We start from the raw sequence: 12,885 nt of genomic DNA on the forward strand, positions 1-12,885 counted from the left end.
AGGAAATTAGTACAGACGAGTGCGGCGTGCGTTTTCGCGAGCCAGTTTCTTGGCATGACGCTTAACAGCAGACGCTTTAGCGCGCTTACGTTCGGTAGTCGGTTTTTCATAAAACTCACGACGACGAACTTCAGCCAGAACGCCTGCTTTCTCGCAGGAACGCTTGAAGCGACGCAGTGCAACGTCGAACGGCTCGTTTTCACGTACTTTAATTACCGGCATGTAACTCTCACCTCGATAAATTCGGTCTTTTGCTGACGTCAGCGTCAGCTCATTTCAAAATGGTGCGGAATTTTACAACAATCGTGGCTGCGTTGTAAAGCAACATTGCGCTTTTCAAACCAACAGAGCCCCAGGCGGCTGCCGGTTTTTTGCAGGCGAAGGAGTATACCGTATAGCACAGAGCTGCGTTTACTCTTTTTTGATCTCCTGCTCATAAAACCGGCGCTTGTTCCAGAAAATCGCCTCGGCGTGCCGGCTGGCTGTGGTACACTGCGCGCCGCAACTGAGAGGTAAAGCAACCATGCGCGTTCTGGGTATTGAAACATCCTGTGATGAAACCGGTATTGCCATTTATGACGATGAAGCCGGTTTGCTCGCTAATCAACTCTATAGTCAGGTGAAAGTCCATGCCGATTATGGCGGGGTGGTGCCGGAACTGGCTTCGCGCGATCATGTGCGTAAAACGGTGCCGTTAATTCAGGCAGCGCTGAAAGAGGCCGGTCTGCAGGGCAAAGATATCGATGCGGTAGCCTATACCGCCGGGCCAGGTCTGGTGGGCGCTCTGTTAGTGGGCGCAACGATTGGCCGCTCGCTGGCGTTTGCCTGGCAGGTACCTGCCGTGCCAGTACACCATATGGAAGGGCATCTGCTTGCGCCGATGCTGGAAGATAATCCGCCAGCGTTTCCTTTTGTTGCGCTGCTGGTTTCAGGCGGCCATACGCAACTGATCGGCGTAACCGGCATTGGTGAATACACGCTATTGGGCGAATCGATTGATGATGCCGCCGGTGAGGCATTTGATAAAACCGCGAAGCTGCTTGGTCTGGATTATCCCGGCGGCCCGATGCTGTCGCGTATGGCGCAGCAGGGCGTCCCTGGCCGCTTCACCTTCCCGCGTCCCATGACCGATCGTCCCGGGCTGGATTTTAGCTTTTCAGGTTTAAAAACCTTTGCAGCGAATACCATTCGCGAAAACAGCAATGATGCGCAGACGCAGGCTGATATTGCGCGCGCTTTTGAGGATGCGGTGGTTGATACGCTGGCGATTAAATGCAAGCGGGCTTTGGATCAAACCGGATTTAAGCGTCTGGTCATGGCTGGCGGCGTCAGTGCTAACCGTACGCTGCGTGCAAAGCTGGCTGAAGTGATGCAGGCGCGTGGCGGCGAAGTGTTTTATGCGCGACCTGAGTTTTGTACCGATAACGGGGCGATGATCGCCTATGCCGGTATGGTGCGCTTAAAAGGGGGCACGCGCGGAGAGCTTGGCGTTAGCGTGCGTCCTCGCTGGCCACTGGCTGAGCTGCCGGCCATAGCATAACGGCGATCAAAGATGCTGTTGTAAAAGAAACAGCATCTTTAATTTATTGCTTTAGTTACCCACGACTTTATTTATTACGCCACCAAATACGGGCACCAGGCTGCCAATAAAATCTCCAGTCATTCCCCCAATCTGACTGATAAAACCGCCACCGCTGACTTCTGCGATCTCGCTTTAAATTAACTCTCTCATTATTTTGTCCTCTTATTTTCTTCCGTTGAATAATCATCGTGAGATGAAGTGACTTGTTGTGCTATATGAATCAAAAGATAAGCTGGCTATGGCTTAACTGCTACTCATGAATCCAGAGCGCTGATGTGGCTATGCGTTTGACGCCAATATTCGCGTCGCGTTTGTTATAATGACTTTTTGGAAAACTATTTTTATTATTGCTACAAGCGAAAGCTGAAGATAGCGATAAAGGCTTTATTGTTTCTTTTTCTTTTTCCATATTTTCTTCTCCTGCCCACGCCATAATCGTTGGATATTATCGTGATGACGTAACAGAATCAGGCAGGAAAGCATGGCGACCGGGAAGGTAAACTGGGGTTTAAACCACCAGACATAGAAAGGTGCGATAAGCGCGCTGACTATCGCGCCTAATGAAGAGTAACCGCTCAGCAACACCGTGAGCAGCCAGGTGCCGGTCATCAAACCGGTCAAATCCCAGCCGATAGGCGCAATGGCGCCAAAGGCGGTGGCGACGCCTTTACCGCCGCGAAAACGGAAAAAAACCGGATAGATATGCCCAAGGCAGGCGGCAATGGCGGTCAGGCCAAGATAGATGGGCGAAATGCCCAGCGCCCAGGCAAGCCAGACGGGCAACATGCCTTTGAGAACGTCGAAAACCAGTACGGTTGCCGCAGCGCCTTTACCGCCTATCCTCAGCACATTTGTGGCACCAGGATTACCGGAGCCGTTATGGCGTGGATCGGGCAGGCCCGCGAGGCGGCAAACTAAAATAGCGCTGGAAATGGAGCCGCACAGATACGCGAAAATAATCATACCAAGCGCGATTGCACTCATAACACCGTTCCGTTTCGTAAGGGTCGTTTTATTCTCATCATCTGTGGATAATACGCATAATTCGCCGGAAGTGGTATCCGGTTAACGTAAAAACAGAGAGTGCCCTCATGGATATCGTATTTATTGAACAGCTGTCGGTGATTACTACCATTGGCGTTTATGACTGGGAACAGACTATCCAGCAGAAGCTGGTTTTCGATGTCGAGCTGGCATGGGATAACCGCAAAGCGGCAGCCAGTGATGATGTTAATGATTGTCTGAGCTATGCGGATGTGGCTACGGCAATTATCGAGCATGTCGGGCAGGGACGTTTCGCGCTGGTGGAAAGGGTGGCAGAAGAAGTCGCCACGCTGCTGATGGCCCGCTTTGCTTCGCCGTGGGTGCGCATTAAGCTCAGCAAGCCTGGTGCCGTAGCGCAGGCGGCTCAGGTTGGCGTGATCATCGAGCGTGGAACGCGTCAGCACCAGCGGGGACAATTCTGAAATAGATCCAATGTGATTGCTATCACAATGAAACCGAACCACATTATGGCTGTCAAAAACGCGGCGTTACGCTGAGTTGGCGCATTTTCTGGCGGCTACGTTCCCGACGTCCGCTTTTTTAATGGTTTAACATTAGGGTAGAGGACATTTGATGGCAGATATTCATCAGCTTTGGGTGGCTGCAATCCTTGGCATTGTTGAAGGATTGACGGAGTTTCTCCCAGTTTCATCTACGGGGCATATGATCATTGTTGGACATCTGCTGGGCTTTGAGGGAGATAAAGCAGAAACGTTTGAAGTGGTGATTCAGCTTGGCTCTATTCTCGCCGTGGTCTTTATGTTCTGGCGGCGGCTGTTCGGCTTAATCGGGATCCATTTCGGCGAAGTTAAGCATGAAGGCGTGGGAACCGGGCATCTTACTTTGATCCACATCCTGCTTGGTATGATTCCGGCGGTTGCTGTTGGGCTGATCTTTCACGATCAAATCAAAACGCTGTTTAACCCTATCAACGTAATGTATGCGTTAATCGTCGGCGGCGTGCTGCTGCTGGTGGCAGAGTTCTTTAAGCCAAAACAGCCAAAAGCGGCGGGCATCGATGATATTACCTATCTGCAGGCATTTATGATCGGCTGCTTTCAGTGTCTTGCTCTCTGGCCTGGCTTTTCCCGTTCGGGCGCGACCATTTCCGGTGGGATGCTGATGGGCGTAAGTCGCTATGCGGCTTCTGAATTCTCTTTTATCCTGGCCGTACCGATGATGATGGGCGCCACCGTGCTGGATCTCTATAAAAGCAGAGGGTTCCTGACGATGGGGGATCTGCCGATGTTCGCGGTGGGGTTTGTCACCGCCTTTATCGTGGCGCTGATCGCCATCAAACTGTTCCTGCATATCATCAAACGTATCTCTTTCGTGCCTTTCGCCATCTACCGTTTTATCGTAGCGGCAGCTGTTTATATGGTGTTTGTATAACGCCGTCACCAGCACGAAAAAAGGAGGCGCCTGCGCCTCCTTTTTTATTCCTTAAGCCGGGTGGGCCTGATCCATTTGCCACTGCTGCAGCGCTGCAATGCGACGGCGAGTCAGCTCTTCACGAACCTGCACGCCTTTAAAACCGGCCTCTACCACAGCTTTAGTGGGAACAGCCTGTACGATGCGAAACGCCTGATTCAGATACTCTCCCTGGGGATAGGGATTGCTTTCCCATCCGGCACGGCCACGCGCATCCGCCTCGCTGGTTTGCGCCAGCTGGTTAACGCGCTGCGGTTTACGCCAGGCGTCCATGCGATCGAACAGGGCAACCAGCCGCTCCGCCGTTTGGTTTTCAATGGTATGCACCACATCATGAAACTCCGCCACCAGCACGGCCAGATCGCGGATATGATTCGGGACGCGCAAACGACGGCAAATATTCTCTACCAGCGGCACGCCAGCGGGACCGTGGCCCGGATGGCTGGGCCATTTTTCCGGCGGCGTCAGGCCCTTCCCGACATCATGACAAAGCGTGGAAAAACGCACATCCACTTCTGGCGTCAGCTGAGCCGCGATAGCAACAGTCATCAGCGTATGAATGCCGGTATCGATTTCCGGATGCCATTTGGCCGGCGCGGGGACGCCGAAAAGATTGTCGATTTCCGGGAACAAAACCGCCAGCGCGCCGCAGTCACGAAGCACCTGGAAGTAGACGTGCGGATTGGGCGTGGATAACGCATTTTCCGTCTCTTTCCAGACACGCTCGGCGGTCAGGTGGGCCAGCTCGCCGCCGGCGGCCATCGCCCGCATCAACGCCATGGTTTCATCGGCAATGCGAAAGCTTAAGTGCGCGTAGCGGGCGGCGAAGCGCGCTACGCGCAGCACGCGCAGCGGATCTTCAATAAAGGCAGCAGAGACGTGACGCAGCAGGCGTTTCTCCAGATCTAACCGGCCCTGGTAAGGATCGATATAATTGCCAGCCTCATCCTGTGCGATTGCATTAATAGTCAGATCGCGCCGTTGAAGATCCTGTTCCAGCGTCACGTCCGGCGCAAACCAGGTGACAAAACCGGTATAGCCGCTGCCCGATTTACGTTCGGTGCGAGCTAAAGCATATTCTTCGCGGCTTGCCGGATGCAAAAAGACCGGAAAATCGCGCCCGACCTGCTGGTAACCCTGCTCCAGCATCATGTCAGGCGTGGCGCCTACTACCACCCAATCTTTGTCTTTGACCGGTAGCTTCAGCAAACCATCGCGAACCGCGCCACCGACAAGGTATGTTTTCACTACGGGGTTTCTCCAGAGTTCAGCAAATTAATCATCAGGCGTGCCGGTATCAACCATTCAGACCGGCAAAAAGAGATGTCCAGCAGGAATATTCTGGCACAACAATAGCAGAATTACGGACACGACAGCAGCAGGGCACGTTATTCACCCTGCTGCGGTTATGGCTGGCAAAAGAAAGCGCGACGGCTTGCTAGTTCATCCAGCGATTATTTTGTTTGCGACGAGGGATCATATGCGGCAACAGCAGACCCAGCAGCAGACCTACGCCCGCTACGCCACCGCCATACATAAACCATTGCATAATGATGGTGCGCTGTTTGTCATCAAGCTGCACGTTGGCGGCGTTAACCTTTTTCTGCGCTACGATCAGCTGGTTGCGCAGCTGCTGATTTTCTTCCTTCAGACCGTTAATTACGGTATCGCTGGCCGCTACTTTTTTCTGCATATCCGCCGTGCGCTGGTTCCAGCTGCCGTCGATATTAGCCAGCTTATCGGTAAGATCTTTTACCTGTTGTTCCAGCTGCGGTACGCGCGTACGCAGGCTGGGTTCAATGCTTAGCTGCGCCAGCGGGATCCAGTTGGTTTTACCCTCTGCGTCGCGAATCTGACCATACTGAGTCGCATTATTGGTTTGCAGCAGAGTGACCTGCTCACCCGCGTTCAGTTTGCCAACCAGGCGATATTGATCGCCCGGACCGCTACGAACCCAGGTCGATAATTCATCAGAAATATACCGTTTTTCTTCGGCGTGGGCGGGAGCTGTAACGCTGAAAGCCAGCAAAGTCAGGCCAATAAAGTGTGATTTTTTCATTCGATGTCGTTTTTTCATCTGTTCCGGAAAAATTTTAGGGCACAGTCTGGATAGGCTACGCAAAAATCTGAATGAGAACTATCCTGGTCTCAGACTGATGCGGCCAGGCTCGCGAAAGCATAATAAAGCAGAGACAGCAGCAGGTTATCTGCATTACTCTTCGGTTTATACCTGATATCTGTGCCAGTGAAAGATTGAATGAAAAATTATGACCATTGAAATCGAGTTAAAGTTCATTGCCACGCCGCAGGCGGCGGATCGTCTGGGTAGCCAGCTGGCTGCCTGGCCTCACCAATACAGTGCCCCGTTGGCCCTGTCCAACATCTACTATGAAACGCCGGATAACCAGCTACGGCGCTGGGATATGGGCCTGCGCATCCGCAGCATCGGCGAAAAATATGAAATGACGCTGAAAGCGGCTGGAAAGACAATCGGCGGGCTGCATCAGCGCCCGGAATACAATGTTGAGCTAACCCAACCCGAACTGGATATCGCGCGTCTTCCGGCAGAGATCTGGCCCGATGAGTGCGATCTCAGTGCGTTGCAGCAGCAGCTTAAGCCGTTGTTTACCACCCATTTCAACCGTGAACGTTGGCTGGTTACCTATGGAAACAGCCAAATTGAGGTGGCTCTCGATCGCGGCGAGGTGAGCGCAGGTGACCTCAGCGAACCGTTACAAGAGATCGAACTGGAGCTGAAACAGGGCGATCTGGCTGATGTGCTGGCGCTGGCCGCTGAGTTGGGTAAGGCTGAAGGGTTACGGCTCGGCAGCCTGAGCAAAGCGGCACGCGGCTACTGGCTGGCGCAGGGGAAACCGCAGCAGCCAGTGCGCTCGCTGCCGATCCTGCAGGTGAAACCCAAAGCCACGGTAGAAGAGGGCATGCAGGCGGCATTAACGCTGGCGCTAAAGCAATGGCAGTATCATGAGGAGCTATGGCTGCACGATGAGCCAGCGGCGCGCGATGCGATTCTGGAAGCGCTGGAAACTGTCCGCCAGACCTTGTCGCTATTCGGTGCGCTGGTGCCGCGTAAGGCCAGCAACGCGCTGCGTCAAAAACTGACCAGCCTGATTGAAACGCTGGAAAATGAGCAGCCAACAGCGCAAGCCTTTTGTTACAGCCCGCAATGGCTGGATGCCCAACTGACCTTTTCCGGCTGGCTGATTAACGCCGGCTGGCGTCCCTTTATTGAGCCGAAAAACGCCGCGCGCCTTCAGGGTTCTTTTAAGCGCTTCGCTGATATTATGCTGGGACGCGTGGCAGCCGATCTGAAAGAAACCTTCACCACGATCCGCCAGCATAACGAGTATCTGGATAAACTGGCGCGTCTGTCACGCCAGCTGCTGGCCGTTCGCCTGCTGGCAGGGGCTTACCCGCAGCATGAGGTAGAAAACTGGCTACAGCCCTGGCAACAGCTGGCGCAGGCGATTCATGCAGATCGCTATCACGAACTGGATATGCTGTGCCGCCAGGCGCTGAGACAGCCCGCATTTTGGCTTAACGGCAACGTCTGATTATTTTCAGGGAGAAGCTATGCTGCCAACCTTAACCGGACCGCTGCCCGAGCTGCTGCAGCAACAGGCAGAGAAAACGGCGGAGCGGCTGGAACGCCCGCTGACCTCACTCACTTTGCAACAGCAGGCGATGCTGGCCTTCAGCGATTTTGTCGCGGATAGCCTGCAACAGCATCCGGAGTGGTGGCAGCAGCTAACGCAGCAGCCCCCGCAGTCGGATGAATGGCAACACTATGCCGACTGGCTCAATGAGCAGTTGCAAACGGTAACGGATGAAGCAGCGCTAATGCGCCAGCTACGCCTGTTCCGACGCTGGATGATGGTCCGTATCGCCTGGATGCAGACCACGGGGGAAAGCGCTACGGAAGCCACGCTTCACCAGTTAAGCGTACTGGCTGAAACGCTGATTGTTGCCGCGCGGGACTGGCTGTGGCAGGCCTGCTGCAAAGATTTCGGCACCCCATGCAACGCGGCGGGCGAACCGCAGCCGCTACTGATTTTGGGCATGGGGAAATTGGGCGGCGGCGAGCTGAATTTCTCTTCCGATATCGATCTGATTTTTGTCTGGCCGGAAAATGGATCGACCCGTGGCGGACGGCGTGAGCTGGACAACGCACAATTTTTTACCCGCCTGGGCCAGCGCTTAATCAAAGTGCTCGATCAGCCCACGGCGGATGGCTTTGTCTATCGGGTCGATATGCGGCTGCGGCCTTTCGGCGACAGCGGACCGCTGGTGCTTAGCTTCGCGGCGCTGGAGGATTATTACCAGGAACAGGGACGCGACTGGGAACGTTACGCCATGGTGAAGGCGCGGCTGATGGGCAACAGTGAGGATCGCTGGAGCCAGGAACTGCAGCAGATGCTGCGGCCTTTTATCTATCGCCGCTACATCGATTTCAGCGTTATTCAGTCATTGCGTAATATGAAAGGCATGATTGCCCGTGAAGTGCGCCGGCGCGGCCTGAAAGACAATATCAAACTGGGAGCCGGTGGAATTCGGGAAAGCGAGTTCATCGTACAGGTATTCCAGCTGATTCGCGGCGGACGTGAGCGCACGCTTCAACAACGTGCGCTACTGCCAACGCTTTGCGCCATTGAAGAACTGCATCTATTGACGCAGCCGCAGGTTAGCGCGCTACGTGAAGCCTATCTGTTTTTACGCCGCTTAGAGAACCTGTTACAGAGCATCGCCGATGAGCAAACGCAAACGCTGCCGACAGATGCGTTAAATCAGGCGCGGCTTGCCTGGGCAATGGGCTTTGAATCCTGGGTGGCATTGCATCAGGCGCTGGAAGAGCAGATGGCGCAGGTGCGGCTTATTTTTAATGAGCTGATCGGTGAGGATACGCCGGACAGCGCAGAAGAAAGCGAAAACCAGGGCATGACCGAGCTTTGGCTTGATAAGCTCGAGCAAAGCGATCTGGAGGCTTTGCTGGCCCATCTTGATGAGCCAGGCCGTCAGCATCTTTCACGCACGCTGAATGCGTTTCGTCAGGATGTGGATAAGCGAACTATTGGCCCGCGTGGCCGCCTGGCGCTCGATCAGTTGATGCCGCGTTTGCTGCATGAAGTTTGTGCCCGTGCCGATGCGGATATGACTCTGCAGCGGTTGATTCCATTGCTGCTGGGCGTGGTGACACGAACCACCTATCTTGAACTGCTGACGGAGTCGCCTGGCGCGCTCAAGCAGCTTATCCGGTTGTGCGCCGCCTCGCCAATGATTGCCAGCAAACTGGCCCGCTACCCGCTTCTGCTGGATGAACTGCTCGATCCCTCCACGCTTTATCAGCCCACCGCAACGGATGCCTATCGTGATGAGCTGCGGCAGTATCTGCTGCGTATCCCGGAAGATGATGAAGAGCAGCAACTGGAAGCGCTGCGTCAGTTTAAACAGGTACAGCATCTGCGTATTGCCGCAGCGGATATAGCAGGAACGCTGCCGGTAATGAAAGTGAGCGATCATCTGACCTGGCTGGCCGAAGCAATTATTCAGGCGGTCGTACATCAGGCGTGGAATATGATGGAACAGCGCTACGGACGCCCCTCGCATCTGCAGCAGGGCGATCGCGGCTTCGCCGTGGTTGGTTACGGCAAGCTGGGCGGCTGGGAGCTGGGCTACAGCTCCGATCTTGATCTGGTGTTTTTGCATGACTGTCCAGCTGATGCGGTTACCGACGGCGAACGCGCTATTGATGGTCGCCAGTTTTACTTACGTCTGGCGCAGCGGATCATGCACCTTTTCAGCACCCGCACCGCATCCGGAATATTGTATGAAGTGGATGCACGTCTACGGCCTTCCGGCTCGGCTGGCATGCTGGTAAGCACGCTGGACGCGTTTGAAGAGTACCAGCGTAACGATGCCTGGACGTGGGAGCATCAGGCGCTGGTCAGGGCCCGAATCGTATATGGCGAGCCGGGGCTAAGTCAGCGCTTTGAAACGATCCGCCGGGAAACGCTCTGTTTACCGCGCGATGCCGCAACGTTACAAACCGAAGTGCGCGAAATGCGTGAAAAAATGTATGCTCACCTGAGCCATAAGCACAAAGGCCGATGGGACATTAAAGCGGATGAAGGCGGCATTACTGATATTGAATTTATTACGCAATATCTGGTGCTGCGCTATGCGGCGCAGGAGCCTAAGCTGACCGGATGGTCTGATAATGTACGCATCCTTGAACTGCTGGCGCGGCATAACAAAATAACGCCACAGGAAGCGCAAGCGCTCACCCAGGCTTACGTTACGTTGCGTGATGAGCTGCATCATCTGGCGCTGCAGGAGCAGGCGGGGCACGTCGCGATGGAGTCTTTTATGCGCGAGCGGCAGACGGTTCAGGAGAGCTGGCAGCGCTGGCTGCAAACCTTGCCAGCTGAGCGCTGAAAGAAGCGCCACTGGCGGCGCAGCGTTTTAACCGAGCTGTGTTATTATCGCGCGCAATATTTTTACTGCAGTCTGGAGTCTCTGTAATGAAAGTGACACTGCCCGAATTTAACCGTGCAGAAGTGCTGGTCGTCGGCGATGTGATGCTGGATCGCTACTGGTATGGTCCTACCAGCCGTATTTCACCGGAAGCGCCGGTGCCGGTAGTGAAAGTGGACAACGTCGAAGAGCGCCCTGGCGGAGCGGCTAACGTAGCGATGAACATCGCCGCGCTGGGTGCGTCGTCGCGTCTTATCGGCCTGACGGGCATTGATGATGCCGCCCGTGCTCTGGGCGTCAGCCTGCAAAACGTCAATGTAAAATGTGATTTTGTGGCGCTGCCAACGCATCCTACTATTACCAAACTGCGTGTGCTTTCCCGTAACCAGCAGCTCATCCGGCTTGATTTTGAAGAGGGATTTGCCGATATCGATCCTGAGCCGCTTCATCAGCGTATTGCTGCGGCGCTGCCACATTCCGGGGCGCTGGTGCTCTCCGATTACGCTAAAGGGGCGCTGGCCAGTGTGCAGCAGATGATCCAGCTGGCGCGTGCGGCAAACGTGCCGGTGCTGGTGGATCCCAAAGGCACCGATTTTGAACGCTACCGTGGCGCGACGCTGCTGACGCCGAACCTCTCTGAGTTCGAAGCCGTGGTAGGTAAATGTCAGAATGAGGCGCAGATTGTTGAGCGTGGCATGCAGCTGGTGGCGGACTATGAGCTGTCGGCGCTGCTGGTAACCCGCTCTGAAAACGGCATGACGCTGTTACAGCCGGGCAAAGCCCCGCTGCATTTACCAACGCAGGCGCAGGAAGTTTATGATGTGACCGGCGCAGGCGATACCGTGATTGGCGTGCTGGCCGCCTCGCTGGCGTCAGGCGACGATCTTGAGGCCGCCTGTTTCCTGGCTAACGCTGCGGCTGGCGTGGTGGTAGGCAAACTGGGTACCTCGACCGTATCGCCCGTTGAGCTGGAAAACGCCATTCATGCACGTCCGGAAAGCGGCTTCGGTATTATGAATGAAGCCCAGCTCAGGGAAGCGGTTGCGTTGGCTCGTCAGCGTGGTGAAAAAGTGGTTATGACCAACGGCGTATTTGACATTCTGCATGCCGGTCACGTCTCCTATTTATCAAATGCACGTAAGCTGGGCGATCGGCTGATTGTGGCGGTTAACAGCGATGCGTCGACCCGACGCCTGAAAGGCGACAGCCGCCCGGTCAATCCGCTGGAAAATCGCATGATTGTGCTGGGAGCGCTGGAGTCGGTCGACTGGGTAGTCTCTTTTGAAGAGGATACGCCGCAGCGGCTGATTGCGGGCATTCTGCCCGATCTGCTGGTGAAAGGCGGCGACTATAAGCCAGAAGAGATCGCCGGTAGCGAAGAGGTTTGGGCTAACGGAGGCGAAGTACGCGTGCTGAACTTTGAGGACGGTATTTCTACTACCAATATCATTAAGCGGATTCGTTCCTGAGTACAGGCAACAAACAGAACGGCAGGTTAAGAAAATTTAACCTGCCGGGCTTGTTAGCTTTTTGGATCTTCCGTTTTAACCACATCCTCTGACACAGGCGTTGCGGCTGGTGATGTCGGTGCTGCTGCAGGCGTTGCAGTTGATGCCGGCGTTGCAGCAGGGGAGGTTGGCGGCGCAGTAACGGTATTTGTTTGCGTTGCCGGTGTGGAGAACGTATTAGCTGGCGTTGACGGTGTGGCCTGTGCCGGCGTGGCCGAAGCGCTGGACGCGGCTGGCGTCGAAGCATTCCCGCTCTGGCTTTCCAGCGCAGCCAGGCGCTGCTCCAGGACCGCCAGCTTCTCACGGGTGCGTAGCAGCACCTGCGTCTGCACATCAAACTCTTCGCGGTTTACCAGATCCATACGCGTCAGCTGCGCCTGCAGGACCTGGCGGATTTTCTTCTCAACGTCATCGCCAAATTCGCGAATGCCTTTTGGCATTGCTTCATGTACCTGACGAGCAAGTTGTTCAATTTTTTTCGTGTCAATCATGGCCGTTTCCTGGTCGCAACAAAGTTAACTTAAGTGTAATCCCTGTCTGGAAAAGGATAAACCTAAAATGGCATTTGCCTGCACAGCATAAGCATATGCTGCTATTGTGCGTTGCCGGGGAAGATGTTTGGCGCTATAGTAAATTCGCTTATTCTCAGGGCGGGGCGAAATTCCCCACCGGCGGTAAATCAGCATTCGCTGAAAGCCCGCGAGCGCTTCCCGTTTTGCGACGGAAAGGTCAGCAGATCCGGTGTAATTCCGGGGCCGACGGTTAAAGTCCGGATGGGAGAGGATAACGGTTCTGTCGGGCACAGGCTCGCCGCGCGTTATTTTTATGCAC

The 12,885-nt window shown here is 54.8% G+C and carries 11 protein-coding genes and 1 riboswitch; of the genes, 6 read left to right on the forward strand and 5 right to left on the reverse strand.

The window, feature by feature from the left end; genetic code table 11:
- Positions 1 to 6 precede the first annotated feature (6 nt).
- A complete protein-coding gene (rpsU, locus tag B1H58_RS10360) occupies positions 7 to 222 on the reverse strand; it encodes a 30S ribosomal protein S21 (protein ID WP_001144069.1) in 216 nt (71 codons plus the stop codon).
- Positions 223 to 523: 301 nt separating this feature from the next.
- On the opposite strand from rpsU, the gene tsaD reads away from it, so the two are divergent.
- Positions 524 to 1,540, forward strand: coding sequence for a tRNA (adenosine(37)-N6)-threonylcarbamoyltransferase complex transferase subunit TsaD (gene tsaD / locus B1H58_RS10365; RefSeq protein WP_085070013.1), 1,017 nt, complete (start codon positions 524 to 526; stop codon positions 1,538 to 1,540).
- A 426-nt stretch (positions 1,541 to 1,966) separates the two neighbouring features.
- On the opposite strand, the gene plsY is transcribed toward tsaD, so the two are convergent.
- A complete protein-coding gene (plsY, locus tag B1H58_RS10370) occupies positions 1,967 to 2,566 on the reverse strand; it encodes a glycerol-3-phosphate 1-O-acyltransferase PlsY (protein WP_085070017.1) in 600 nt (199 codons plus the stop codon).
- 107 nt (positions 2,567 to 2,673) lie between these two features.
- Here plsY and folB point away from each other — a divergent pair, with 107 nt between their 5' ends.
- Together folB and bacA are read left to right on the forward strand one after the other, a co-directional pair.
- Complete coding sequence (gene folB, locus B1H58_RS10375) at positions 2,674 to 3,048, forward strand: bifunctional dihydroneopterin aldolase/7,8-dihydroneopterin epimerase (RefSeq protein ID WP_085070019.1); 375 nt, start codon at positions 2,674 to 2,676, stop codon at positions 3,046 to 3,048.
- Between the two features lie 151 nt (positions 3,049 to 3,199).
- A complete protein-coding gene (gene bacA, locus B1H58_RS10380; RefSeq protein ID WP_085070021.1) occupies positions 3,200 to 4,018 on the forward strand; it encodes an undecaprenyl-diphosphate phosphatase in 819 nt (272 codons plus the stop codon).
- A 51-nt stretch (positions 4,019 to 4,069) separates the two neighbouring features.
- Here bacA and B1H58_RS10385 read toward each other — a convergent pair whose 3' ends face one another.
- Both B1H58_RS10385 and B1H58_RS10390 read right to left on the reverse strand, forming a co-directional pair.
- Positions 4,070 to 5,305, reverse strand: coding sequence for a multifunctional CCA addition/repair protein (locus B1H58_RS10385; RefSeq protein ID WP_085070022.1), 1,236 nt, complete (start codon positions 5,303 to 5,305; stop codon positions 4,070 to 4,072).
- Between the two features lie 190 nt (positions 5,306 to 5,495).
- On the reverse strand, positions 5,496 to 6,116 hold the full coding sequence (locus B1H58_RS10390) for a TIGR04211 family SH3 domain-containing protein (RefSeq protein ID WP_085070024.1): 621 nt from the start codon (positions 6,114 to 6,116) through the stop codon (positions 5,496 to 5,498).
- Positions 6,117 to 6,324: 208 nt separating this feature from the next.
- On the opposite strand from B1H58_RS10390, the gene B1H58_RS10395 reads away from it, so the two are divergent.
- From B1H58_RS10395 to hldE, 3 genes are all read left to right on the forward strand, one after another.
- Positions 6,325 to 7,629, forward strand: coding sequence for a CYTH domain-containing protein (locus tag B1H58_RS10395; protein WP_085070026.1), 1,305 nt, complete (start codon positions 6,325 to 6,327; stop codon positions 7,627 to 7,629).
- Between the two features lie 19 nt (positions 7,630 to 7,648).
- Positions 7,649 to 10,507, forward strand: coding sequence for a bifunctional [glutamate--ammonia ligase]-adenylyl-L-tyrosine phosphorylase/[glutamate--ammonia-ligase] adenylyltransferase (gene glnE / locus B1H58_RS10400; RefSeq protein WP_085070028.1), 2,859 nt, complete (start codon positions 7,649 to 7,651; stop codon positions 10,505 to 10,507).
- Between the two features lie 86 nt (positions 10,508 to 10,593).
- Complete coding sequence (gene hldE / locus B1H58_RS10405) at positions 10,594 to 12,015, forward strand: bifunctional D-glycero-beta-D-manno-heptose-7-phosphate kinase/D-glycero-beta-D-manno-heptose 1-phosphate adenylyltransferase HldE (protein ID WP_085070030.1); 1,422 nt, start codon at positions 10,594 to 10,596, stop codon at positions 12,013 to 12,015.
- 53 nt (positions 12,016 to 12,068) lie between these two features.
- Here hldE and ubiK read toward each other — a convergent pair whose 3' ends face one another.
- Complete coding sequence (gene ubiK, locus B1H58_RS21225; protein ID WP_085070032.1) at positions 12,069 to 12,545, reverse strand: ubiquinone biosynthesis accessory factor UbiK; 477 nt, start codon at positions 12,543 to 12,545, stop codon at positions 12,069 to 12,071.
- 146 nt (positions 12,546 to 12,691) lie between these two features.
- A riboswitch (FMN riboswitch) is annotated at positions 12,692 to 12,843 on the forward strand.
- The last annotated feature ends 42 nt before the right edge of the window (positions 12,844 to 12,885 follow it).

Source organism: Pantoea alhagi (assembly GCF_002101395.1).
In the GTDB taxonomy this organism is placed as follows: domain Bacteria; phylum Pseudomonadota; class Gammaproteobacteria; order Enterobacterales; family Enterobacteriaceae; genus Mixta; species Mixta alhagi.

What these genes read in the sequence shown, in the direction of transcription:
- B1H58_RS10390 (WP_085070024.1), bottom strand. Translation starts at nt 6,116, where the DNA reads ATGAAAAAATCACACTTTATTGGCCTGACTTTGCTGGCTTTCAGCGTT.
- rpsU (WP_001144069.1), bottom strand. Translation starts at nt 222, where the DNA reads ATGCCGGTAATTAAAGTACGTGAAAACGAGCCGTTCGACGTTGCACTG.
- plsY (WP_085070017.1), bottom strand. Translation starts at nt 2,566, where the DNA reads ATGAGTGCAATCGCGCTTGGTATGATTATTTTCGCGTATCTGTGCGGC.
- tsaD (WP_085070013.1), top strand. Translation starts at nt 524, where the DNA reads ATGCGCGTTCTGGGTATTGAAACATCCTGTGATGAAACCGGTATTGCC.
- B1H58_RS10395 (WP_085070026.1), top strand. Translation starts at nt 6,325, where the DNA reads ATGACCATTGAAATCGAGTTAAAGTTCATTGCCACGCCGCAGGCGGCG.
- folB (WP_085070019.1), top strand. Translation starts at nt 2,674, where the DNA reads ATGGATATCGTATTTATTGAACAGCTGTCGGTGATTACTACCATTGGC.
- hldE (WP_085070030.1), top strand. Translation starts at nt 10,594, where the DNA reads ATGAAAGTGACACTGCCCGAATTTAACCGTGCAGAAGTGCTGGTCGTC.
- ubiK (WP_085070032.1), bottom strand. Translation starts at nt 12,545, where the DNA reads ATGATTGACACGAAAAAAATTGAACAACTTGCTCGTCAGGTACATGAA.
- glnE (WP_085070028.1), top strand. Translation starts at nt 7,649, where the DNA reads ATGCTGCCAACCTTAACCGGACCGCTGCCCGAGCTGCTGCAGCAACAG.
- bacA (WP_085070021.1), top strand. Translation starts at nt 3,200, where the DNA reads ATGGCAGATATTCATCAGCTTTGGGTGGCTGCAATCCTTGGCATTGTT.